Origin of the sequence: Mesorhizobium sp. L-8-3, from assembly GCF_016756615.1 — a bacterium.
In the GTDB taxonomy this organism is placed as follows: Bacteria; Pseudomonadota; Alphaproteobacteria; order Rhizobiales; family Rhizobiaceae.
The window spans coordinates 7,441,414-7,465,492 of sequence record NZ_AP023262.1 but is presented as its reverse complement, the minus strand read 5'-3'; the positions used below and the strand labels follow the sequence as shown (position 1 = coordinate 7,465,492).

At 59.1% G+C, this 24,079-nt stretch carries 22 protein-coding genes, 1 pseudogene and 1 riboswitch; of the genes and pseudogenes, 8 read left to right on the top strand and 15 right to left on the bottom strand.

Annotation, left to right across the window (positions count from 1 at the left end):
• Positions 1–29: 29 nt before the first annotated feature.
• The 3 genes and pseudogenes from JN302_RS34550 to JN302_RS34540 all read left to right on the top strand — a co-directional run.
• Positions 30–272: pseudogene (locus tag JN302_RS34550) on the top strand (GAF domain-containing protein); the annotation flags it as partial.
• 615 nt (positions 273–887) lie between these two features.
• The gene (hisC, locus tag JN302_RS34545; RefSeq protein ID WP_202330568.1) at positions 888–1,997 is read left to right on the top strand and encodes a histidinol-phosphate transaminase; all 1,110 of its coding nucleotides are present in this window, start codon (positions 888–890) and stop codon (positions 1,995–1,997) included.
• A 126-nt stretch (positions 1,998–2,123) separates the two neighbouring features.
• A complete protein-coding gene (locus tag JN302_RS34540) occupies positions 2,124–3,152 on the top strand; it encodes an LLM class flavin-dependent oxidoreductase (RefSeq protein ID WP_069091003.1) in 1,029 nt (342 codons plus the stop codon).
• A gap of 255 nt (positions 3,153–3,407) precedes the next feature.
• Here the strand turns inward: JN302_RS34540 and JN302_RS34535 are convergent, their stop codons facing one another.
• The 11 genes from JN302_RS34535 to JN302_RS39850 all read right to left on the bottom strand — a co-directional run bounded on the left by JN302_RS34535 (position 3,408) and on the right by JN302_RS39850 (position 11,747).
• Positions 3,408–4,178 carry a hydroxymethylpyrimidine/phosphomethylpyrimidine kinase gene (locus JN302_RS34535; RefSeq protein ID WP_202315244.1) on the bottom strand — a complete coding sequence of 257 codons (771 nt, stop codon included), beginning with the start codon at positions 4,176–4,178 and terminating at the stop codon, positions 3,408–3,410.
• Positions 4,169–4,774: a thiamine phosphate synthase gene (locus JN302_RS34530; protein ID WP_202308813.1), complete on the bottom strand. Its 606-nt coding sequence runs from the start codon at positions 4,772–4,774 to the stop codon at positions 4,169–4,171. The genes JN302_RS34535 and JN302_RS34530 overlap by 10 nt, the downstream gene beginning before the upstream one ends.
• A complete protein-coding gene (locus tag JN302_RS34525; protein ID WP_202308812.1) occupies positions 4,771–5,544 on the bottom strand; it encodes a thiazole synthase in 774 nt (257 codons plus the stop codon). The genes JN302_RS34530 and JN302_RS34525 overlap by 4 nt, the downstream gene beginning before the upstream one ends.
• Before the next feature lie 3 nt (positions 5,545–5,547).
• Entirely contained in the window at positions 5,548–5,745 is a 198-nt protein-coding gene (gene thiS / locus JN302_RS34520; protein ID WP_202296417.1) for a sulfur carrier protein ThiS, read from the bottom strand.
• Positions 5,714–6,715: a glycine oxidase ThiO gene (thiO, locus tag JN302_RS34515; protein ID WP_202324443.1), complete on the bottom strand. Its 1,002-nt coding sequence runs from the start codon at positions 6,713–6,715 to the stop codon at positions 5,714–5,716. The genes thiS and thiO overlap by 32 nt, the downstream gene beginning before the upstream one ends.
• Positions 6,712–8,547, bottom strand: a complete 1,836-nt coding sequence (gene thiC / locus JN302_RS34510; protein ID WP_202330567.1) for a phosphomethylpyrimidine synthase ThiC — start codon at positions 8,545–8,547, stop codon at positions 6,712–6,714. The genes thiO and thiC overlap by 4 nt, the downstream gene beginning before the upstream one ends.
• Positions 8,548–8,650: 103 nt before the next feature.
• Positions 8,651–8,767, bottom strand: a riboswitch (TPP riboswitch).
• A gap of 281 nt (positions 8,768–9,048) precedes the next feature.
• Complete coding sequence (queE, locus tag JN302_RS34505) at positions 9,049–9,786, bottom strand: 7-carboxy-7-deazaguanine synthase QueE (RefSeq protein WP_202296411.1); 738 nt, start codon at positions 9,784–9,786, stop codon at positions 9,049–9,051.
• Entirely contained in the window at positions 9,783–10,139 is a 357-nt protein-coding gene (gene queD / locus JN302_RS34500; RefSeq protein ID WP_044548957.1) for a 6-carboxytetrahydropterin synthase QueD, read from the bottom strand. Before queD ends, queE begins: the two co-directional genes overlap by 4 nt.
• On the bottom strand, positions 10,139–10,837 hold the full coding sequence (gene queC / locus JN302_RS34495; protein WP_096453546.1) for a 7-cyano-7-deazaguanine synthase QueC: 699 nt from the start codon (positions 10,835–10,837) through the stop codon (positions 10,139–10,141). Before queC ends, queD begins: the two co-directional genes overlap by 1 nt.
• A 413-nt stretch (positions 10,838–11,250) precedes the next feature.
• The gene (locus JN302_RS39855) at positions 11,251–11,583 is read right to left on the bottom strand and encodes a hypothetical protein (RefSeq protein WP_342216000.1); all 333 of its coding nucleotides are present in this window, start codon (positions 11,581–11,583) and stop codon (positions 11,251–11,253) included.
• Positions 11,505–11,747 (bottom strand): Fic family protein, encoded by a 243-nt coding sequence (locus tag JN302_RS39850; protein WP_244673241.1) that lies wholly within the window; start codon positions 11,745–11,747, stop codon positions 11,505–11,507. The genes JN302_RS39855 and JN302_RS39850 overlap by 79 nt, the downstream gene beginning before the upstream one ends.
• Between JN302_RS39850 and JN302_RS39845 the strand changes: the two genes are divergently transcribed.
• The 3 genes from JN302_RS39845 (at position 11,655) to JN302_RS34480 (ending at position 15,189) form a co-directional block, all read left to right on the top strand.
• Positions 11,655–11,870 carry a hypothetical protein gene (locus tag JN302_RS39845; protein ID WP_052292096.1) on the top strand — a complete coding sequence of 72 codons (216 nt, stop codon included), beginning with the start codon at positions 11,655–11,657 and terminating at the stop codon, positions 11,868–11,870. The genes JN302_RS39850 and JN302_RS39845 overlap by 93 nt on opposite strands.
• Before the next feature lie 470 nt (positions 11,871–12,340).
• A complete protein-coding gene (locus JN302_RS34485) occupies positions 12,341–13,774 on the top strand; it encodes a phosphomannomutase (protein ID WP_202296399.1) in 1,434 nt (477 codons plus the stop codon).
• On the top strand, positions 13,774–15,189 hold the full coding sequence (locus tag JN302_RS34480; RefSeq protein WP_010913522.1) for a mannose-1-phosphate guanylyltransferase/mannose-6-phosphate isomerase: 1,416 nt from the start codon (positions 13,774–13,776) through the stop codon (positions 15,187–15,189). Before JN302_RS34485 ends, JN302_RS34480 begins: the two co-directional genes overlap by 1 nt.
• 1,020 nt (positions 15,190–16,209) lie before the next feature.
• Here the strand turns inward: JN302_RS34480 and JN302_RS34470 are convergent.
• Positions 16,210–16,581 (bottom strand): transcriptional regulator, encoded by a 372-nt coding sequence (locus JN302_RS34470; protein ID WP_244734336.1) that lies wholly within the window; start codon positions 16,579–16,581, stop codon positions 16,210–16,212.
• Positions 16,582–17,258: 677 nt separating this feature from the next.
• Between JN302_RS34470 and JN302_RS34465 the strand changes: the two genes are divergently transcribed.
• Together JN302_RS34465 and JN302_RS34460 are read left to right on the top strand one after the other, a co-directional pair.
• Positions 17,259–18,344: a cytochrome-c peroxidase gene (locus tag JN302_RS34465; protein WP_096453556.1), complete on the top strand. Its 1,086-nt coding sequence runs from the start codon at positions 17,259–17,261 to the stop codon at positions 18,342–18,344.
• 626 nt (positions 18,345–18,970) lie between these two features.
• Positions 18,971–19,654 (top strand): transposase, encoded by a 684-nt coding sequence (locus JN302_RS34460; RefSeq protein ID WP_244742543.1) that lies wholly within the window; start codon positions 18,971–18,973, stop codon positions 19,652–19,654.
• A gap of 306 nt (positions 19,655–19,960) precedes the next feature.
• Here JN302_RS34460 and JN302_RS34455 read toward each other — a convergent pair whose 3' ends face one another.
• From JN302_RS34455 to groES, 3 genes are all read right to left on the bottom strand, one after another.
• Complete coding sequence (locus JN302_RS34455; protein WP_010913527.1) at positions 19,961–21,454, bottom strand: NAD-dependent succinate-semialdehyde dehydrogenase; 1,494 nt, start codon at positions 21,452–21,454, stop codon at positions 19,961–19,963.
• 551 nt (positions 21,455–22,005) lie between these two features.
• Positions 22,006–23,664 (bottom strand): chaperonin GroEL, encoded by a 1,659-nt coding sequence (groL, locus tag JN302_RS34445; RefSeq protein WP_096453558.1) that lies wholly within the window; start codon positions 23,662–23,664, stop codon positions 22,006–22,008.
• Positions 23,665–23,729: 65 nt separating this feature from the next.
• Positions 23,730–24,026: a co-chaperone GroES gene (gene groES / locus JN302_RS34440; RefSeq protein WP_010913529.1), complete on the bottom strand. Its 297-nt coding sequence runs from the start codon at positions 24,024–24,026 to the stop codon at positions 23,730–23,732.
• Between the last annotated feature and the right edge of the window lie 53 nt (positions 24,027–24,079).

The window sequence follows — 24,079 nt, the reverse complement described above, 5'->3', positions numbered from 1 at the left end:
TTTTTCGCGCTTGCCCGTGACCAGTCAAAATCCGCAACCAAGCGGTGGATCCGGCTTTCAACGCCGCCGACAAGGACGTGCTCGGGGCGTCCGACAACATGAAAGTGTCGTTCATCGGCGTACCCGTTCGCGTCGATGCGAACGTCGTGGGCACGCCGACCATCGACCGCATTCTGGACAACAAATCAGGTTCCCTCCTCGATTACGACCTCCGCCTCCTCACCACAATCGCCAATCGGGTTGGGCAGACAGTGAAGCTGCATCGCATGTTCCTGGCAGCGGGAGCTTCAATCGGCTGAAACGACTTTGACTGCTGTCACGGACAGTGTTTTCCGCAACGCCGTGGAAGAGCGGACCGGGCACCAAGGTGCTGCAACTGGGGCCGATGATGCCAGACAAGGCCGGCCACGCGGCCGACTGAGGCTGCTCCTTGGGCCGCCGCTACGGTCCCGTCCGTCGTCAGGGACCAGGCACCGCTGGCGCCTGCCAGCGCAGCCTCTTTAAAGGTACGAGTATGTCAAATCGCGAGCGTGTCATCGCGGCCGTGGAGAGATGGCTCGGTGCAGGCAAAGGCGGCGCCTGCTTGGACTGACGCCGCGCCAGATTGGATACACGCTGAGGAAATACGGCATCAGATCAAGCGTCCTTGAAAGGCTGACCGAGGCAAATATCAGGGACAAATCAAGCGTTGGTGGTTGGCGGAGCCTTGGCCCGATGACGAGAGGATGCGGACTGAGCGTCGGGCCAATCCGACCCGGGAGGACAGCCCGCCCGACCTCGCGGGGTCAATGTGCTGACAACGGCGGTGTGAATGCACTGTTGGTCGGCCATGTGCTCAGACCATCAGTTCATCCCGGATTCCCTCTGCGACTGAAACGGAGAAAAACATGTCCGATGCAAAACTTCAGAGTGTGCTGTCGTCTCTTTCGCAAGTGGCGAGACAGTTAGATGCTCTGCCATCCGATACACCAGCGCCGGATTCAAGTTGGGTAAAACTAAACACGAATGAGAACCCTTTCCCGCTTCCGGAAATCATAATGCAAAGTGCGATTGCAGCTCTCGAACGGCAGTATCTATATCCAGAAGACGATAACATCAGCTTGAGAGAAGCAGCTGCGAATGCCTACAGCGTCTCCATGGATCAGGTGATCGCCGGCAACGGATCGTCTGAACTGCTTGGACTTGTCTACAGAGCATTCCTTACCCCGGGGGATAGCGTGGCGATGATGTCGCCAGGCTTTTCGTTCAACCGCAAACTTGCAACGTTGCAGGGTGCTCAATTTGTCGAAATCGAATTTAGCAAAGACCATTCCTTGCCGATGGAGCAATTGCTCTTCGGTCCTGCAAAGGACGCCAAGTTCATTCTGCTAGCCAATCCGAACAATCCGACTGGAACGTTCGTTCCGGTGGCCGATATCGAACGCCTGGTAGCGAAATCGGACCGCTTGATCGTGCTGGATGAGGCCTACGTCGACTTTGCACCCGAGAATGGTCTACGCCTCATCAATCGCTATTCGAACCTTCTGGTCTTAAGGACATTTTCGAAAAGCTATGCTGCCGCCGGCGTTCGCGTCGGTTTCGGTTTCGGTCATCCTGAAATTATCGGCAGGCTACGCAACATCCAGAACGTCTTCAACATGAATGTGATCGGGCAGGCGGTTGGTATCAGCGTCCTTGCGCACCGCGCCGCCTATGCAGACAACCACAGACACATCAGGCATGAACGACGGCGAGTGACGCTCGCGCTGTCGCAACTTGGATTTTCCGTAATCCCTTCCCACGCAAACTTCTTGCTTTCCCGCGTGCCAACGGCACAGGACGGCTCATGGTGGCAATCAGCCTTCGCAAGGCAAAAAATACTTGTTGCCGTCTTTCCAGATAAAGGTTTGGAAAATTACATCCGCGTCAGCATCGGTACAAAAGAGCAAATGGATGCGTTTCTTCGTGCCGCTAGTCGTATTAGCAGAATATTGAATATGTCAACACCCCCGCATTAGGTTGCTAAGGCTCTGCTTTAGCATTTCGCAGGCAATAATCCGAGCGATTACACGAGCGAGAAATCTTTAAATTGCTTGGAATACGCAAGCAACCGGACTTTCTGCGTCAAAAATGGAGACAATATCATGGATAAGGCCTTTCCTTCAGGCCTAGCTGTCGGCATCTTCGATCATCTGGACGAGGACGGCCCCGATATCGCCCGACAGTACGAAGATCGCCTGATGTTAGCGGAGGCGTGCGATCACCTTGGGTTCTATGCATATCATCTCGCAGAGCACCATTGTACCCCACATGGGAGAGGTCCCTCACCGAATCTGTTCTTGTCGAGCGTAGCCCAGCGAACCCGGCGCCTTCGTGTCGGCCCATTGGTAATGCTGCTTGCCCTCTATCATCCGCTACGTGCGTTCGAAGAGATCTGTATGCTGGACCAATTGAGCGGTGGCAGGCTCGAACTTGGGATAGGGCGCGGCTCGCTCCCGATCGAATTGGGTTACTTCGGGATTGGCTCGGACGCGGCGCCAAACCACTATGCGGAAGCCAGCGAAATTCTTATCAATGCGCTGAAGGGCGGCACGCTATCCTATCAAGGTCGCCATTTTGAGTTGAACAGCGTTCCGCTGACGCTAAGAACTCATCAGCGTCCACATCCGCCGACTTGGATCGCCACCAATCGACCGGAATCGGCAGTCTGGGCCGCTGCGAATGGCGTGAACATCGCGTGCGTGGGACCTTCCTCTTCCGTTCGAAGAATCACTGATGCCTTCCGCGCCGGTCGAGAGCACACCAGTGAGGCGGACGACCAAACGCCATTTCTTGGATTGCTCCGAATGGTCGTGATTGGGCGTTCTGAAACAGATGCACGTTCACTCGCCGCACCTGCTTACGAACGGTGGCTAAAGAGCTTTAAATTCCTTTATGATCTCAATGGCATGCCGACTCCACCAAACCTGCCGCTGACCTTCGATGCAGCAATCGAGAAGGAATTGTGCGTAGTAGGAACGGCAGCTTCTGCGGGACAAGCTCTTCTTGATCAGCTGGAAGCGGCAGGTGCAAACTACCTCCTTTGTCAACCGGCGTTTGGGAATCTGTCGTTAGATGCTTCCCTATATACCGCAACGGCGATTCAATCCGCAATTATGGCTCGAGTTGGCTAACCCCGGTTCGAACGTTCGCTCACCCAACAACGTGCCAAGCGGCATGCGGTCGCTAGCGACGACTAGGTGCGGGTTTCGGATGACCCATCAACCGGTTGGCACAGAGGCATGCGGCTTCCTCCTCAACGCGGCGTGTTGTTCATAGGCGAAAGCGACCGTGTATGCCGCACCCCTCGGATAGGGCCTTCATGTCCTAGGAGTAGACCCACGATCGCCTGCCAGACCTGATCGGAGCGTTGGATACGTTCGGCCCGATCAGCTTTTCGGCCCGATGTCCTTCGATCCGGCAAGCGCATCGAAAACATGTTGCTTGGCTTGGCGCACGCTCGCTTCCAGCGACGCTCCAAGAGCAAGCGAGGCGGCGACTGCGCTGGCCAACATGCAACCCGTTCCGCGCATCCCACGCGGCAAGCGGGGCGCCTCGAACCGAACTGCAGGTTTGTTCGGCTGCAAAAGCACGTCGACGCAACGGGTTCCTTGTGCATGGCCGCCCTTGACGAGTACGGCGGTCCTCACCGTCCTCGATAGCTCTTCAGCCTGAAGACAAGCCCCTTCTTCGTCCGCGGCCGGTGACGAGCTGGTCAACGCGGCCAGCTCGACCAGGTTAGGCGTTACAAGCCGGCAGATCGGCATCAGATCGTGGCGCAGCATGTTAATGGCATCGTCCGCCAGCAGATTGCGTCCCGAGGTAGAGGCCAGGACCGGGTCGAGTACCACAGGCACTTGGCGGTTGACCAAAACAGCGCCGACTGCCTCAACAGCCGCCGATGTCCCAATCATGCCTATCTTGACGGCCGCGACAGCGTTGGCAGCGAACGCGGCGCGCATCTGAGCGGCGACAAGCTCCGACGGCACAAGCTTGACGTGCTCGACAGCCGAGTGCGTCTGGACTGTCACGGCGGTGACGGCAAGACAACTGCGCAGCCCGAAGGCGGAAACCGTTTCTATATCGCGGGCAATTCCAGCTCCACCGCTGGAGTCCGACCCGCCAACGACAAGCACATGCGGTTCTCGCCTCAGCGCCATCGCTCCGTCTTTTCGATCCATTCTCGTGTGCGCCCTTCGGGATCGGCATTCAGCGTGATGTCGGTGACCACCGCCGCGCTGTCGGCATCAGCCGCGAAAACTCCGTCGAGCCTGTCAGGGTTGAGACCGCCAATGGCGACCAATGGGATTGGCGCTATCCGATGCTTCCATTCTCTGATCCGTTCGAGTCCCTGCGGCGCCCATTTCATCGTCTTCAGGATGGTCGGGTAGATGGGGCCGAGCGCGATATAGTCGGGCTCGGCGGCCATCGCCGTGCCCAGTTCGACACCATCATGCGTGCTCAGTCCGAGCCTCACGCCGGCTACCCGAACCCGCGAACGGTCGGCGGTTTGCATATCCTCCTGACCGAGATGAACGAAGTCGCAGCCTTCCTCGATGGCCAGTCGCCAGTAATCATTGATGATGAGCTGGCACCCGTATCGCGCGCACAAGGCCTTCGCTGTGCGGATCTCAGCGCGCAATCCGGCTTCGCCCATGGTCTTGATGCGAAGCTGCACCAGCTTGACGCCGAGCGGCACCAGCCGATCGATCCAGGCTGCACTTTCGACGATCAGATAGAAGGGATCGAGCTTCATGAAAAAACTGCCCTGCCGATCGTCGGTGTCGATGGCACGGCGACGTCGCGCGGTTCGAGCATTCCCGAACCGAAAGCCTCACGGCCGGCCTCGACCGCCTTGCCGAAAGCACGCGCCATGCCGACCGGATCGGCCGCCTTGGCGACCGCCGTGTTCAGGAGCACGGCGTCAAAGCCGAGTTCCATGACGGTCGCCGCGTGCGACGGCCGTCCGAGCCCTGCATCCACAATCAGCGGGACGCTTGGGAAATGTGCGCGCATCGAGCGCAGCGCCATGATGTTGATCGGCCCGAGGGCGGAACCGATCGGTGCGCACCACGGCATCAAGACCTTGCAGCCCGCCGCAAGCAGCCGCTCGGCGACAACAAGGTCGTCGGTGGTGTAGGGAAATACCGCAAAGCCGTCCTCGCACAGGATGCGGGCGGCTTCGACCAGGCCGAACACGTCTGGCTGCAGCGTGTCGTGGTTGCCGATCACTTCGAGCTTGATCCAGCTCGTACCGAAGACCTCGCGCGCCATGTTCGCAGTGGTGACCGCTTCCTTTACGGAGTGGCAGCCGGCAGTGTTGGGCAGGATTCTGACGCCCAGCGAGCGGATCAACGACCAGAATTTCTCGCCGGCCCTGCCACCTGCCATCTCACGGCGCAGTGAGACGGTCACCACCGACGTGCCCGATGCGTTGACCGCATCGGCAAGGATGGTCGGCGAAGGATATTGAGCGGTGCCGAGAAGCAGACGCGACGGAAGCTCGGTTCCATAAAGCTCGAACATGGTCTAGCCTCCCTGCATGGGTGAGAGGATTTCGATCCGGTCGCCGTCGCTCAACTGGAATTCCGCCCGGTTGGCTTTGTGCACGAGGTCGCTGTTGACGGCAGTGGCGAGCCAATCGCCTTCATAGTCGAGCGCGGCAAGCAGCTCCGCCAGCGTGGTGGCGGCAACCTCACGCGCTTCGCCGTTGACCATCAGTTTCATGAGTAGGTTCCTTGGTTCCGTCTTGATTGAAAACCAGGTCGGCAGCTTGGCGCGCCATGGCGGGGGCGAGGAGAAAACCGTGACGATAGAGCCCATTGATCGCGACGGTGTCTCCGCTCGCTTCGACGCGGGGCAGGTTGTCGGGAAAGGCCGGACGAACGCCGACACCGGTTTCAACGATCTCGGCCTCGCCAAAGGCCGGATGGAGGGCATAGGCCGCGCCCAAAAGCTCCATCATTGAACGAGCCGTGACAGGTCCAGTGGACTGGCTCTCGATCATCGTCGCGCCGATCATGAAACGGTGGTCGGTGCGTGGCACCATATAGAGCGGAAAGCGCGGATGAAGCAGCCGGACCGGGCGCGACAGCGAGACATCAGGCGTACGCAGGATCAGCATCTCGCCACGAACGCCACGCAGCCTTCCATCGACGGCGGACATTCCCGTGCAGTCGATTTGACGACCGAACCCGGAAACAGCCGGGGCATCGGCGCAGAAGTGGAATTCGACTCCCATCGCCGCCAGCCTGTCATGAAGTGCCGCCATCGCCTGGCGCGGGTCGAGATGGGCTTCGTCGGAGAAGAGCAGTCCGCGGCGGAAGCGGCCGGCGAGGTCGGGCTCGAGCAACGCGATTTCATCCTCATCGACGCGCCGATGACCCGACGTGCGGCTGGCGAACCGGTCGAGTTCGCCCGCATCGCGCGGCGCGGCCACGACCAGTGTTCCGGCCCGCGTCACCTGCCCGGGCGTTGCCGCCTCCCACCAGTCGGCGGCATCGCGTCCGAGATCCAGCACCGGTTGCTCGGCGCTTTCGCGCTCGCACCATGGCGCCAGCATGCCGCCGGCGAACCACGACGCATTGCCGCCGAGGCCATGTCTTGTCTCAGCAACTGTCACCGCCGCGCCGCGCGTGGCGAGTTCGAAGGCTGCGGTGAGACCGGCGACGCCGGCCCCTTTGACCAGCACCCTCATGACCGCTCATGCGCCTCCGGCACCAGCGGTGTGCCGGTCTCGTCCGCCGGCACGTAGAGATCGCCGCCCTCGCGGTATTTCGCCGCCATCGCCGCCATGCCCTCCTTCTGCGCTTCGGCACGAATGTCGTGGGAAATCCGCATCGAGCAGAATTTCGGCCCGCACATCGAGCAGAAATGCGCCACCTTGTGCGCTTCCTTGGGCAAGGTCTGGTCGTGGAAGGACCGCGCTGTTTCGGGATCGAGCGACAGGTTGAACTGGTCCTCCCAGCGGAACTCGAAGCGCGCGCGGGAAAGGGCGTCATCCCTGACTTTCGCCGCCGGATGCCCCTTCGCCAGGTCGGCGGCGTGTGCTGCGATCTTGTAGGTGATCACGCCAATCTTGACGTCGTTGCGATCGGGAAGGCCGAGATGTTCCTTCGGTGTGACGTAGCAGAGCATGGCGGTGCCGAACCAGCCGATCATGGCGGCGCCGATACCTGAGGTGATGTGGTCGTAACCCGGCGCGATGTCGGTCGTCAGCGGTCCAAGCGTATAGAAAGGCGCCTCGCCGCAGACGGCGAGTTGCTTGTCCATGTTCTCCTTGATCTTGTGCATCGGCACGTGGCCGGGCCCCTCGATCATCACCTGGCAATCCTTGGCCCAGGCGATCTTCGTCAGCTCGCCGAGCGTTTCCAGCTCGGCGAATTGCGCCGCGTCGTTGGCGTCGGCGATCGAGCCGGGACGAAGGCCGTCGCCGAGCGAAAAGGACACGTCATAGGCGCGGCAGATGTCGCAGATTTCGGCGAAATGCTCGTAAAGGAAGCTCTCCCGGTGATGGTGCAGGGACCATTTGGCCATGATCGACCCGCCGCGCGACACGATACCCGTGACCCGGTCGACCGTCAGCGGGATGTAGTGCAGCCGCACGCCTGCGTGGATGGTGAAATAGTCGACGCCCTGTTCGGCCTGTTCGATCAGCGTGTCGCGGTAGACCTCCCAGCTCAGATCCTCGGCGATGCCGTTGACCTTTTCGAGCGCCTGATAGAGAGGCACCGTGCCGATCGGCACCGGCGCATTGCGCACGATCCATTCGCGGATGTTGTGGATGTTGCGGCCGGTCGAGAGGTCCATCACCGTATCGGCGCCCCAGCGGATCGCCCAGACCATCTTTTCGACCTCCTCGGCCATCGAGGAGGTGACCGCCGAATTTCCGATATTGGCGTTGATCTTCACCAGGAAATTGCGGCCGATGATCATCGGCTCGCTCTCGGGATGATTGATGTTGGCGGGAATGATCGCGCGTCCGCGCGCCACCTCGTCGCGCACGAACTCCGGCGTGACGAAGTCGGGGATCGCCGCGCCGAAGGCTTCGCCGTCGCGCTCAAGCTTGCCGCGCAGGATCTCGCGGCCGAGGTTCTCGCGGATGGCGACGAACTCCATTTCAGGCGTGATGATGCCGGCGCGCGCATAGGCTAGCTGCGTGACCGCCTTGCCTGCCTTGGCCCTGAGCGGCCGATTGCGAATGGGAGATTCCGGCGTCAGGCGCTCGCCCGTGACGAATCCATTGTCTTCCGGCCGGACATGGCGGCCGTCATAGGCTTCGACATCGCCGCGCGCCGTGACCCATTCGTGGCGAAGCCGGGCAAGGCCCTTTTCGATGTTGGTTTCGACAGCAGGGTCCGTATAGGGGCCTGACGGATCGTAGACGGTGATGGGCGGTTCGCCGGCCGTCGGATGGACGGAGATTTCGCGCATCGGCACCCTGATCTGCGGATGGAGGACGCCGGTCTTGTGGATCTTGCGCGAGGCGGGCAGGGGTCCCGTCGATACGGCGGGGGTGAGGGCATTCATCGTGAGGCTCCTTTGCTCATGCATTGGAGACCCAGTTCTGTGCCGGAAGGATGAAAAGACGCTTCTGCCGACCTGCCGAAACAGGACCTCGGGCGTAAACTCCCGCAAAGCGCTTGCACCGTCCCTACGCCAGTATGAACTGGATCAGGTTCAACGGGTCACTGCGCCGCGAAAGCCAGCAGTATCTCAGCCCCTTGCCGGGACTCCCCTGGTGAATGCATCGAATTGAACGGCCCTTCGCTATTTTGTCAAGCGCATTCGTCCCGCAGCGGTGATCGGCGACCAAACAAACCCAGCGGAAAAGCATGGTAGTATCGACAGCAAGTCACGCTCCAGAGGAGCGGTGAAGCGCCCCCAATAAGGCGAGCCCTCATGCGGATTTCGGTGCCTTTTCCAGCACGGTGTTTTCGGGGCTTTCCGGAACGACGCTGCTGCCGCCCAGTTGGGTGAGATTGCTATAGAGGTCTGTCTTGCTCATCGTCGGCAATCCTTCCCCTTCGGCTAGACGCCCCGTTTGTTTCCCCAGAGCAGAACATGAAGCTGCGGCAGTACACGCGCCTCGAACCACATGTCACGGGTCACTTTTTCAACCAGCCATTCCATGCGCCTCATCACACCGGCCATGTCGATGAACGCGTCTTCGTTGCCGGGACGCGGCGGCGTGTGATTGCCGGGCTGCAGATAGACGGGTAATTGCGGGTAGCGCGCCGCGGCGTCTTTGGCATAGGCATAGTCATCTTCGTCGAAGACGACGAGCTTGAGCGCCGTCTGCGGCTTATCCTGCGCCGCCTCTAAGCAGGCGTCGAACGCGGCCCAATCTGTCGTCATTTCACTTGAGGGCGGCTTGGGGCTGAGTACCAGCACGTCGAGATCCGCGAACCATTGCTTAGACACCGAACCTTGGGTTTCCAATGCAAAACGGTACCCCTCACCATGCCCGCGGTCGATCAACTGGCCAAGCGGCTGGATGGCCGGATTGCCGCCCGACAGCGATACCATCACGGGCTGACCGCCGGAAAGTGCAATGACCTTTTGCCAAACCGCGTCGGAAGACATCATCTCCCAATCATGGCGGAAGCGACGGTCCACCGCATGCAGGCTGTCGCACCAGGAACAGCGATAATCGCACCCGCCGGTTCTTACGAACACCGTCGGCAAGCCGATCAGCACGCCTTCGCCCTGAATGGTCGGCCCAAAAATCTCGCTCACCCGGATTCCGGGATGCAACGCGCAAGTCATGGTCGGTATTCCGCCCAGGTTTTCGGCGTCTCGCTCACCCGCACGGCGGAGGTTTCGGGTAGCCGCACCTTGCACCAGTCGTAGAAGTGCCTGGCCAGACATTCCGCTGTGGCATGGTCATGCCCCAGCACGTCGTTAAGATGCCGATGGTCGAACGTCCCATCGATGTAGTGCTTGAACGCCGCCAGATCTTGGTAGTCGCGCACAAAGCCGTGTTCGTCCAGTTCGCCACCTGAAAGCTCCACTACGACGATGTAGTTGTGGCCGTGCAGACGTGCGCACTGATGATCTGGTGGCAAGGAGGTGAGCTGATGCGAGGCCGAGAAGTGGAACTCTTTGGTAATGCGGAACATCACGCGCTCCTTGTCTGGATAGCGTGGAGCCAGAAGTCTGCGTCCTCATAATCTGTCGGGTCGGTGATGCCGGCCAGATCGAATGCTTCGCGCCGTTCGACGCATGTCCCGCAGCGACCGCAATGACGTGCACCGCCCTTGTAGCAGGACCACGTCGCCTCGAACGGTGTGGCGTACTTTGCCCCCTCGCTGACGATGTCGGCCTTCGACATATTCACATACGGAGCGTACAGGCGGATATCGGCGTAGCCTGCGAGGGCATGGTTCTGCATCGTCTGAAAGGCGTCGATAAAAGCGGGCCGGCAATCGGGATAGATGAAATGATCTCCGCCGTGGACGGCAGTGGCCACCGCATCGGCCTTCTGCGCGGCGGCAACCCCGAAGGCGATGGCCAGCATGATGGCGTTCCTATTCGGCACCACCGTGATCCTCATGGAGTCTTCGGCATAGTGCCCGTCGGGCACGTCCACATTATCAGTCAGCGCCGAGCCGCTCAGGTTCCGGCCAACATCGCGGATATCGACGATCTGGTGCGGAACAGCCAGCCGCTTGGCGCAGATAGCGGCAAAGCCGAGTTCCTTTTTGTGCCTCTGGCCGTAATCGAACGAAAGCAGGCCAATGAGTTTCTGCTCGGTCGCCACCTTGTGAGCGAGCGAAACAGAGTCCAATCCGCCGGAGCAGATGACGAGGGCATTCATGGTTTGAATCCTTGTTTTGACCGGGTAAGGCTGCGACCGGAGATTTCTCTGCGTTCCCACTACTCCACGGAGCCGGTTTTGTGAATGGGGTGGACGCGATTGAGCGCACGTACCTTGTTGTCAGCGTCCCCAAGATGACTTGCACGCGACTTGTCGCGTATCTTCGACCGCTGGGGTGCTGACGCCGGCACTGCGTATATAGGCGTATAGATGATGCAGAAATCACTGCCGTGGCGCAGCAGCATTCCCGACACACCTTCGGCTTGTCCGGTTTGCCCCAGAACTTGACGTCCCGAGTTTCGGCGCTAACGCAAGGGTCGACCGGCAGTCCCAGGGAAAGGCTTCTGCCGCGTGCTTTGCCGTTTTCTGGTCTGCGCATAGATCGCCTCGAGCCGCCCGCGCTTCGTCATTGGTCAGAGCCGGGAATTCCTTTCCGAGGGCGCGGCTCGATAGGGGCCACCATTCTGGTTAAGGAAACGGAAGAGCAGATCGATCAGCCGCTTGGGCGTGTCGATAAAGGCATTCACCAGTTGCCGGAATTGATCGTAGCGCTGCAGAAAAGCTGTTTCGTAAGGAAGGTACCGTTCGATCGTCCGCCGAAGGCAGGCATAAAGAAATTCGGCGTGCGGGGTTGCATCGAAGTATCGGTAGAAATCCCCGGTGTCATTCAGCACCCGGACGTTGAATTGCGGCGTCGGTTCCCATTCGACCAATGGCAGAAGGCGCTTCGAATTGCTCTCCAGCACGCGCCTGTACTCGTCGATCTGGTCCAGGATCGCGGCCGAGACGGGAAACACCACTCCCGGCGATTGAAGCTGTGCATGGCAAGGACGTGGTGGATCAGGTAGCGGTGAATGCGGCCGTTTCCGTCCTCGAACGGATGGATGTAGACAAAGCCGAAGGCGAAGATTGCGACGGCGACGACTGCATCAAGGTTTTGCGCTGGGCCTTGATCGAACGCAATTCCAGAAACAACTTTCTGAAGGGCGTCGCAAGGCAAGACATTGTCGGCGCTGATCGTCGCCCCAACTGATCCAAGCATCGGTTCCTGCTTGGGTCCAGCGCCCTAGGCGACGCCATGGTCGGCGAGCGCTCTGGCTGACCTTAATCCATTACCCAAGAATCACAGGGTTCCATTGCGCTGATCGAGACGGCTTTCTAGCCCTATCCATGCCATGGATGCGTTCCATCCAAACAACCAAGTTTACGGACCTGTCATGATGCTGCATAGCGAAATACCGGCAGGCACCGATCGATCACTCCACTTCCTTGATCATTAGATGAGCCCGCCAAAAGATTCCATTAGAAGGAGAACTGTGGATGCCCCTGTGCCAGTGGATGCCCTGCTGTTCGGCGGAACTCTGAGGGGTCCTTACGCCACACCGTGTTGTAGAGACCGCATACCTGAACAGCAGGTGCCTGAGAACGATGGCGCTTGCAGTAGAAAGTACTAGCCCATTGCAACATTACCCCACCCTGCCTGTCCACTAGCAAAGCGAAATCATGAAATTCGGGTCAAGCGGCGTTCGAGGTTTGGCTTCGGAATTGGTCGGCAAGGCCAGCGGACTTTATACCGAAGCTTTCGCTTGGCGTTTGATTTCCAGCCGGGTTCAGCCGAATAGTTCAGTCTTCATAGGCCGCGACCTACGTGACAGCAGTCAGGCGATAGCCAACAATTGCATGGCGGCGTTGGCCGCAAATGGTTTCCAGCCGATCGATTGCGGCACCATACCCACGCCTGCCCTGGCACTATATGCATGCAAACACGGCGCGGCGGCTCTTATGGTCACCGGGTCGCACATTCCAGCCGATCGCAATGGCATCAAATTCTATGGCCCGAATGGTGAAATCAGCAAGGCGGATGAGGCCGCGATTACGCGCTTTGTAGCCGAAAGATCAATTGCGTATTGCTTACCAACGGCTTGTCTGGGAACGACGTGGCCTATGCACCGTGAAGAAGCGATCGCCTCTTATCGAGAGCGCGCCCATGACATGCTGGAGCCGGGCTCACTTTCCGGCATGAGACTTGGTGTCTATCAGCACAGTTCGGTCGCGGCGGAACTGTTGGTACAGGTTCTTCGATCGCTCGGTGCCAGCGTGGTCGCCGTCGGGAAAACCGGGACCTTCGTACCTGTCGATACCGAAGCCGTGGACGCAGCAACAATCGCAAAATTGAAGAAGTGGGTCCGCGAATTCGGTCTCGATGCCATCGTGTCGACCGATGCGGACGCTGATCGGCCACTCATCGCTGATGAAAACGGCGATCTTCTTCGCGGCGACCTGGTTGGGCTTGCAACGGCTCTTTTCCTGAAGGCAGACACGATCGTGACGCCAGTGACCTCCAATTCGGGAATTTCGAAGGCCTTGGGTTTCGCGGTCCAGAGGACGAAAGTCGGGTCTCCATTTGTCATTGAAGCAATGGAAGCATTACACGGCGCCGGCGGCGTCATCGTCGGCTTTGAGGCCAATGGTGGTGTTCTGCTGGGCTCGGATTGTGTCGTGAATGGGAAGACATTGACTGCACTGCCGACGCGGGACTCATTCCTCCCGATTTTGGCCGTGCTCAGTACCATGGCGTCGACAAAAAAGAAGCTGTCGCGACTGCGCGGGCTTTGGAATCTTCCTGTGTGCGCCAGTGACCGGCTTCAGAACTTCCCCGCGGAAAGTTCGCGCAGATTGATGGATCATCTCGCAAGCCGGAACGCACTGCAGCACTTTCTTGCCTCGTTCGGGACCGTCGCCGAAATTGACGAAACCGATGGCCTCAGGGCGCGGATGCTTTCAGGTGAGATCATACATCTGCGGCCTTCCGGCAATGCCCCGGAACTGCGCTGCTACTCGGAAGCTTCGACCGAGAGCAGGGCCATGGCGATCGTCGCCTCGACGCTGCAAGGGGCACATGCGTTCGCGCTTACAGACGAGATAGAGGACCTTTGATGAAAGTGGTTCCGGTCATCATCAGCGGTGGAGCTGGTTCGCGGCTCTGGCCCGCCTCAAGGCAATCGCACCCCAAACCTTTTCTCAAGGTGGCGGATGGACTTTCGCTCATCCAGCACACCGTGTTGCGCGCCGCTTCGATGCAGCATGTCGTGGAGCTTGTTACCGTGACGTCCACGGGGCACCTCTTCCTTACGAAAGACGTTTTCGACGAGCTGGATTCCGTTGTTTTGCCACGCACCTTTCTGCTTGAGCCTGAGGGTCGGGATACCGCCGCCGCCGTCGCTGCGGCAACCGTCCATGCCAAGGCAACACAGGGTCCCGATGCTGTTCTGTGTGTTTTTCCCGCCGACCATATGATTGGTGATCTGCCCGCATTTCAAACCGCCATGAACCGGGCAATCGAACAGGCGCTGCAGGGGCGTATCGCAACCTTGGGGATAACCCCGGATAGGCCAGACACCGCATTCGGCTACATCGAGGCCGACGGTGAGAAAGTTGTCCGGTTCGTCGAGAAACCGAACGCCGAGACTGCCAAATCTTATGTCGCGTCCAAACGTTTCTTCTGGAACGCCGGCATCTTCTGCTTCAAGGCGCAGGTCATGCTCGACGAAATGGCTGCGCATTGCCCGCAGGTGATCGATGCCGTTCTCGATAGCTATGATAATGCTCGCGTCAGCCACGGCGAACATGTTGCCAGCGTCGAACTCTCATCTGAGCACTTCGCCATGGCGCCGCGTATTTCACTCGACCATGCGGTGATGGAAAAAACCCACAATCTCGCTGTCGTTCCCTGCGAAATGGGGTGGAACGACATTGGATCTTGGAACGCAATGGCCGAACTGGTCGCCGCTGACGGGAGCGGCAACAGGATTCGCGGCGATGTCCATGTGGTCGACACCGTGGGCAGTTACATAAGCTCGGACAAACGCGTCATCGGCACCGTCGGCATCAGCGACCTGGTGATCGTGGATTCCCCCGATGCATTGCTGGTTGCATCCCGCGATCGCGTCCAGGACGTCAAGAAACTCTTCGAGGGACTCAAGGCTGCGGGACATGAAGCGCATTTGCTTCACAGTACCGTGCACCGGCCCTGGGGCACCTACACGGTTCTGGAGGAAAGCGAGCGCTTCAAGATCAAGCGCATCGAGGTGAAGCCGGGCGGACGCTTGAGCCTGCAGATGCACCATCACCGCTCCGAGCACTGGGTCGTGGTCAGCGGCACTGCGAAAATAGTCAACGGCGACCAGGAGCTACTCCTGACCACTAATCAATCCACCTATATCCCTTGCGGCCACAAACACCGGCTCGAAAACCCCGGCAATATCGGACTGGTGATGATCGAGGTCCAAAGCGGCGAGTATCTCGGCGAAGATGACATCGTGCGGCTTGAGGACGTATACGGTCGAACGTGACAGTCCAACGTCACATGCCCTACGGTGGCTGGCAGACCGAACCTGCGTCGGCATGTGGGCTGTCAGGCGACCGGCGGCTAGGCAAGGCGAGGCAAACCAGAACAGGTTTCATGAGTATGGCTAGTGAGCGATGTCGCAATGACAGGCTGGCCGAATTGTTGAGACGGCAGTTTTCCGGCGAGATTGTCAGACGACACTTGCGCATCCGATGTAACGGCATGCGCTGCTACAGCCGCTCGAGTTGCGGAAGGTGATCGGCAATATCAGTCGATCAGATGCGCGATAAGGTTCGTTGCCATGTACGGCAGGCGCGACATGAGCGGCCTGGCACTCTGACGGGGTAGGCCAGCATGCGCCGGGCCTGACTGGCGGGGGCTCGCAAGAGAAACGCGGCACCGGCTGACGAAGATAATACGCTCTGCGCGCCGGTGACGGACCGGGGCCATTAGGCGTAGGCGCATCGCTATCGCCATGCCACATGGACAATCCTATTCGGGCTCGGCAGATGGACGGTAATTCCAGCTTTCGACGGCGTTGACTTCGTCGATGCAGACCGGCCCCGATGCACCGCAGTCCTCGCATTTCATCACAACGCGCGCCTCGTCCGTCTCATATGGCCTAACCTCGCAGCTTGTGCAGAACGGGCAAGGGATCGCTTTCATCGTGACGAACCTTCCTGATGGCCTCGGGTGGTTTCGCCGAAATCTTTCGTCTAAGCGCTCGACTTCGCAAGCGCTGATCGTTGTGCCGTAGTTCGGCGCCACCATCGGGTAGGGATATTTTGTCCACATGCCCTCGTACCATCAACCGGCTAGCCGGTTCTCTCTATCCACAGATCTGGCCTCTCGTGCGGGCCAAAGTTACATCCGTGTCGCCCAGCATGAGGCCGATCTTCCGCAGAGCGAATGGATTCCGTAGAAATAAGAATTCTGCCACCGCCCCGCCGCCGTAAGGGTATTGATATACCCTTGGGATTTTGATCCGACCTGGCAGGCGGCGGGTAGTCTTCAGAGGCCGACGTCAGGCAGCGTTCGGGATACCCGAGATTTCATCGAAGATACTCTCAGCCAAGCCAAGCGCCCGAGCGATCCGATCGCGATAGCCCTTGTCGAAACAATGGCCAGATTCGATCAGCCCGACCTCCTCGACTGTCAGACCGCTGGTCACGGCAATGTCCTCGGTCGAATAGCCAAGATGTTCCCGATATGCCTGAATTACGGGTTTTCCGTTTGAGATTGCGGTAAGCACTGCCTCGGGCAGCGCGAAAGGCGTTGCGGTCATTTTGCCTCCAAATGCAGAGAACGGCCATTCGATGACTCGAAACAAGCGGCGGCCGATGTTGAAATAGGATGCCGAAACGGCCCGAGCCGGCGGCATCAAAAATGCGATCACTCTCGAACGTGTGAGAGGCGCTACGCTAATATGGCGGCCGCCGCCGTTTAGATCAAGAACCTTGGCTCGCTTTACGAGGATTGCTCCAGTGGCCACAATTCCACGACACAGTGCGCAGCGCCGTCATCACGCTCACATCGATGATTGCGCGGCCGCTTTAACGCGCCGTCGGCTTGCGGCGCGATTGAGGAGCCGCGATCTGGCGGTCGGGCACTAGGCGCACCAGCTCGCGGACCAGCGTCAAAGTATCTGCGGGGACTGTCTAGCGATGCTTGCCGGCGGCGTTCATCTTGAGCTTTAATACCGTGTGGTCCCCTCCCACCCATGCAGGAGGCCGGGTGCCCATCGGACAAGACGCTGAGGGACCAACATCTCTCTGTTTCAGCCCGACTGTTGGCTGTCAGATCCGCGACACCGGAGTAGGGCTGCGCTTTGCTGCGGATTCCTTCAACCTATTGAATGATGACCAGAAAATCCCCGGAGGTTCCTTCTGCTCAGTTGGCACGACTTTTGATGCTTCTCGAGAGGCGACAGGAGATACCGACTGGGCGTTCATCGTGGGTGATATCGCGCAATGCAACGAAGGAAGACAATATGTCAGGTCCGCGTCAGAATCGATTTTATTCAAAGAGGATTGCCGCCTTTAGCGCAAGGCGTTCACGAACCGCATATCAACAATGGCTTCCGTGCAAAACGCAGGGAGATCACTTGTGAAAATCCTATTCACTACGGTGGCTGTCGCGTTGCCGGCCATCGCTTTTGCTGCGCAAACGATCCCCGTATACCTCAGAGAAACAGCACGGGCCACCTTCAAGCCTCTACCATCCATCACGCCGACAGTCGCCAACAACCCGATCACACCGGAGAAGATAGCCCTAGGCAAGGCAATGTTCTTCGATCCACGCGTCTCGGCGTCAGGCGTCTTGTCGTGCAATTCGTGCCACAACTTGGCCACCGGGGGCGACGACAATCAAGAAAGCTCGATCGGCCATGGTTGGCAGAAGGGACCGCGCAACGCGCCGACGGTACTGAACGCTGTCTTCAACATAGCGCAGTTCTGGGATGGTCGTGCTGAAGACCTGAAGGTTCAGGCCAAGGCACCGATCCAAGCCGCTGTCGAAATGGCCAACACACCAGGTCAACTCATCGCCACGCTCAAGTCGATGCCGCAATATGTCGAGTGGTTCAATTCAGCTTTCCCGGGCGAAGCCGATCGCGTCACCTTCGAAAACGTCGCCAAGGCAATCGAAGCCTTTGAGGCGACACTGGTCACACCGGCGCCCTTCGATGCCTTCCTCAACGGCGATGACGCCGCTATGACTTCCGAGCAGAAACAGGGCCTGACGCTTTTCATGGACAAAGGCTGCTCGTCCTGCCACGGCGGTATCAACGTGGGTGGGGAGGGCTATTCCCCATTCGGCCTCGTTGAAAAGCCCAACACCGATGTCCTGCCGGAAAACGACAAAGGCCGATTTGCCGTGACCCATGAAGCCGACGATTCCTATGTTTTCCGCGTGGCGCCGTTGCGCAACGTAGCACTCACCGCGCCATACTTTCATTCGGGCAAGGTTTGGGATCTGAAACAGGCCGTCGCCATTATGGGGACCACCCAGCTCGGCCAAGAATTGACGGAAAAAGAAGTCGACCTGCTCGTTGCCTTCCTTAATTCGCTGACCGGAAAAGTACCGGAGGTCGCCTATCCCGTCTTACCCGCCGAAACGCCGACAACGCCTCGACCTGTATTGCATATCCTCCCGCAATGATTGGCCGGAGCTGGCTAGTGAAGGTCGCAATCACGAATGATTGCGACCTCCACTGGGACGAGACGATCATGACTTCCGGCGAGGCCTATCCAACTGGAAAGCTAGGGGGACTTTCATTTCCGAATTCAATTGAAACGCTAAATGAAAACCTGACCCGTCGACGCCCACTTGCGTCACGATAGCATGACCCGCCTTGCCGGCCACGTCGATCAGACGCTCCGACTAGCCGACTGTGTCGTGATGTGTCGTTACATGTACCCCCTACCCCCGCTTTAGATCCGCTGACAAGCTCGCAACCACCTGATCGAGCCATCGCGGACAATATTCCGCGAGCCGCTGGCGTGCGCCCAGCAGAAACCGGATGCCTTCAGATCCACCCCTTCAAAACGTGCTCGATGGCGTTGCGACGCGCGAGCCGCTGTTCCAGCTCTGCAAACGCATCGATATGAAAACAAAGCTGCGGCCAGCCAGCGACGTGGCCCGAGCATTTGTCAATGCACACCGCAAGTGCCGCTTGCTCTCGGGCTATCTCATCCATATAGCTCGGCGCAACAGAGGAAGCGCCAGTTGTTCAGTCATCGTCAGCCGCGACCTCCTGTGCAATTCGTTCTAACAAGGAAGAAACTATGAGGCGGCAGACCCGACCGTTCACTGTGGAGGTCAAACAAAAGCGCAATTATCAAAAACGGGGCCATTCCATCTGGAGCGATGTCGATCTCTCCGCGGCTATAGCCGACACAACAAGGGAGCTCAAAGATATGGATCTGCCAAATCGTCGGCTGATTGACTCTAATGTCATAGCCCTTGATGCTGAACACGCCCACAAACCGCGAGCGGAGTATCTCATGGCAAATCCCCTAGAAGCTGAATCAGTAGAAGCTGCAACCGAACACGCTCCCAAAGGAAGGACGCCGGAAACGAAGAAGAAAACCCAACCTTCGCGGAAGGCCAAGACTGATCCTGGTCGCAAGAATGGCGCCAATGCGGCGTCCCCGGCGGAAGCAACAGCAACAGCAGCGGCCGTGCGGAACGCCCGGAAGGTCTACTCCGGAAAAGAGCGCGCCCAAATGCTCGCTCAGGTCGAGACGTCGATCAGCGGCGGCACCACTCTCAAGAGCGCCGTAAAGCAGGCGGGTATATCGGAACAGACCTATTATCACTGGAAGAAGGCCGCGGCGCCTAGATCCGATGGCGACGATCTGAAGGACCTGGTCGCCCTCGAGAAAGAAAACAAGCGATTGAAGAGCCTGCTCGCGGAACGCCTACGCACAGAGAACGCGGAACTGAAGAGGAAGCTAGGACTGCAATAAGGCTTCAGAAGATGCCGCCATTCGACCAGACGGTAGAACTGTGATCGAAGGCTCGCCGGCTGTCGGATGGACGGAGATTTTGCGCACCAGCACCCTGATCTGTCGCGGCCGAGACAGGACAAACCACTCCCGGCGGATTGAAGCGGCACATGGCAAGCACGTGTCAATCAGGGATCGGTGAACGCGGCCGAAGGCAAGGATGACAGCATCAAGGTTTTACGCTGGGCCTTGATCGAAGGCCACCATTCCATCGATGGCCGCGGCGGATTATCAGGGCGAAGTCAATGGGACGCGGATGCTGTGGGATTATAGCCCACCCATGCACAGGTACTTCATTTCGAGATAATCCTCGAGGCCGTGGCGCGACCCCTCACGACCGATCCCTGATTGCTTCATTCCGCCAAAGGGTGCGGCCTCGGATGACATGCGTCCCGTATTGATGCCGACCATTCCGTATTCGAGGGCTTCAGCCACGCGCCACACGCGCTTTAGATTGGAAGCGTAGAAGTAGGCTGCAAGACCGTAAATCGTGTCATTCGCCTCGCGCACCACCTGGTCGGGATCGTTGAAGCGGATTATGGGAGCCAGCGGTCCGAAGGTTTCTTCCTGAGCGACCCGCATTGTCCTTTCGACGTCGGTGATCACCGTGGGCTCGAAGAAGGTTCCCGATTCGCCGATACGGTTGCCACCGCAACGGATCTTCCCACCCTGCCGCACAGCATCGCGAATATGATCTTCAATCTTTGCAAGCGCGCACTTATCGATCAGGGGACCGATCGCAACTTCTGGCTCGAAACCGTCACCGACGCGCAATGCACTGACGCGCTTGGTGAATTTGTCGCAGAATTCATTATACACGCTGGACTGTACGTAAAGCCGATTGGCTGAAACGCAGGTCTGGCCTGCATTCCGAAACTTTGCCTGTAGCGCACCATCGACGGCAGCGTCGACGTCTGCATCATCAAAAACAATGAAAGGAGCGTTACCACCAAGTTCGAAGCTGGTTCTTTTGATCTGATCCGAACACTCCCTCATGAGTAGCCGCCCGACCTCGGTCGACCCAGTGAAGCTGATCTTGCGGACCTTCGGGTTCGAGCAAAGTTCACGCCCAACCGCATCGCCTTCCGATGCGTAGATCAAGTTTAGAACGCCATCGGGAAAACCTGCCATCCGGGCAAGCGTGAACATAGCACCCGCGACAAGCGGTGTTTGCTCCGCGGGTTTCAGAACAATCGCGCAGCCGGCGGCAAGCGCAGGCGAAATCTTGCGAGCCACCATCGAGGCGGGAAAATTCCAAGGAGTAATGGCGCCGACAACACCGATCGGCTGTTTGATTACCAGCATACGCCTGTCGTTAGAAGGCGGCGAAATCGTCTCGCCATAGATGCGATTGGCCTCCTCGGCATACCATTGGAGGTAGGCTGCGGCATGGGCGATTTCAGACTTCGCCTCTGCAAGCGGCTTACCCATTTCAGCCGTCAAAATGGCTGCAAGATCTTCGCTGTGGTCGAGGATCAGTTGGTGCCATTCCCATAAGATGTCGGAGCGCTCGCGCGCGGTGAGCGCCGCCCAATGTTCCTGCGCAGCTTCAGCCTTATCGATTGCCTTGGAAACGTCCCGGACATCCATATCTGGAAGCTCAGCCAACAGCTCGCCCGTTGAGGGATTGAACACCGAAAAACGCCTCGTGGATTGCTCCGCCTTCCGACCAGGCACACCGGCCAGATCGTCAAATAGCTCGGGATTTTTGAGACGTCTCGTCAGCGACTGTGTCACGGTCAAACCGTCGTCCCCCTTCATGGTTAAGTTACTAGCTTCGCAACGTACTAATAAGCACAACTTGTGCCAGATGATCGGACGAAATCGTTCCGGCCCTCCGTCATTGCAAGCGCAGCTTCCCGACTGATTAGCCCATAGCAATGACAGCCTCAATCACGAGTCGCGCTAAGGCTTTCGCTCCATAACAGGCAAGCGCGGATAGAGCTCGTGAAGAGCTGGCATAGGCGGAGTCGATCATCGAAATCGCCGACGTTGGCAACAGCACTGCGGTATCATTCTTTGAGCGGCTTCCACGGCCGCTCATATCAGGCATATCGAAAACCGACCGCCATGGTCGAACGTGCCATCGATGTAGTGGCTTAAGCGCTGCTAAGTCTTGATAGTCGCGCACAAAGCCATGTTTGTTCAGTTCGCCACCCGAAAGCTCCACTGCGACGATGTAGTGTGGCCGTGTAGGCGCGCGCACGACAATATCACGCGAGCCCAAACCTTTTCCGACCGGCTCCGTCCCAAAAAAAAGGGGGCGGCGTCGGTGCCGCCCTCTCGGTATCCGAAAGCTGATAGAGGCTAGATTAGAAATCCATGCCGCCCATGCCGCCCATGCCGCCGCCGCCCATGCCGCCAGGCATGCCGCCGCCGCCAGCCGACTCCTTCTTCGGAGCCTCCGCGATCATGGCTTCGGTGGTGACCAGCAGGCCGGCGACCGAGGCCGCGTCCTGGAGAGCCGTGCGCACGACCTTGACCGGATCGACGATGCCCATGGCGATCATGTCGCCATATTCGCCGGTCTGGGCGTTGAAACCGAAGGTCGCGCCCTTGTTCTCAAGGATCTTGCCGGCAACGATCGAGGCTTCCGCACCGGCGTTGGCCGCGATCTGGCGGGCCGGAGCCTGCAGCGCACGACGCACGATGCTGATGCCAGCGGTCTGGTCGGAGTTTGCGCCGACAGCGTTGATGCTCAGCGAAGCGCGCAGCAGGGCAACGCCGCCGCCGGGAACGATGCCTTCTTCGACGGCTGCGCGTGTCGCGTTCAGCGCATCGTCAACGCGGTCCTTCTTTTCCTTGACTTCGACTTCCGTCGCACCGCCGACGCGGATCACCGCAACGCCGCCCGCGAGCTTGGCGAGACGCTCCTGCAGCTTCTCCTTGTCGTAGTCCGAGGTGGTCTCCTCGATCTGCTGCTTGATCTGGGCGACGCGGCCCTGGATCTCTTCCTTCTTGCCGGCACCGTCTACGATGGTGGTGTTCTCCTTGGAGATCGACACCTTCTTGGCGCGGCCGAGCATGTCAAGGCCGACGTTCTCGAGCTTGATGCCGAGGTCTTCCGAGATGACCTGGCCACCGGTGAGGATGGCGATGTCTTCCAGCATGGCCTTGCGGCGATCACCGAAGCCCGGCGCCTTGACGGCGGCGATCTTCAGACCGCCACGCAGCTTGTTGACGACCAGCGTGGCCAGGGCCTCGCCTTCGACGTCTTCCGAGATGATGAGCAGCGGCTTCGAGGTCTGCACGACGGCTTCGAGAACCGGCAGCATCGCCTGCAGGTTCGAGAGCTTCTTCTCGTGCAGCAGGATGTAGGCGTCCTCGAGATCGGCAACCATCTTGTCGGCGTTGGTGACGAAGTAGGGCGAGAGATAGCCGCGGTCGAACTGCATGCCTTCGACGACTTCGAGTTCCGTCTCGGCGGTCTTGGCTTCCTCAACCGTGATGACGCCTTCGTTGCCGACCTTCTGCATCGCTTCCGCGATCATCTTGCCGACCGACTCGTCGCCATTGCCGGCGATTGTGCCGACCTGGGCAACCTCTTCCGAGGTCTTGATCTTCGTGGCGTTCTTGATCAGCGTCGAGACGACGTCGCTAACCGCGAGGTCGATGCCGCGCTTCAGGTCCATCGGGTTCATGCCGGCAGCAACCGCCTTGTGGCCTTCCTGGACGATCGACTGCGCCAGAACGGTTGCGGTCGTGGTGCCGTCACCGGCGATGTCGTTGGTCTTCGAAGCAACTTCGCGGACCATCTGTGCGCCCATGTTTTCGAACTTGTCTTCAAGCTCGATTTCCTTGGCGACGGTGACGCCGTCCTTGGTGATGCGCGGGGCGCCGAACGACTTGTCGATAACGACGTTGCGGCCCTTGGGGCCGAGCGTGACCTTCACCGCGTCGGCGAGGATGTTGACGCCGCGCAGCATGCGCTCGCGGGCGTCACGGGAGAATTTTACGTCTTTGGCAGCCATTTTGTACTCCTGGGCATTTCGCCCGAAATTCAGATTGGATGGTACGGATGAAAGGCAGCGGCGTGTTAGCCGATGATGCCCATGATGTCGGCTTCCTTCATGATCAGAAGGTCTTCGCCATTGAGCTTGACTTCGGTGCCCGACCACTTGCCGAACAGGATGCGGTCGCCGGCCTTGACGTCCAGCGGAACGAGCTTGCCGGCTTCGTCGCGGGCGCCGGAACCGACGGCGATGATCTCGCCTTCCTGCGGCTTTTCCTTTGCCGTGTCGGGTATGATGATCCCGCCGGCGGTCTTGGATTCGGATTCGACTCGGCGAACGACCACGCGGTCATGAAGCGGCCGCAAATTCGACTGTGCCATTTTTACTATCCCTGGTGCGCAGGTTGAAAGGTTCTCCGTTGCCGGAGGGTGGT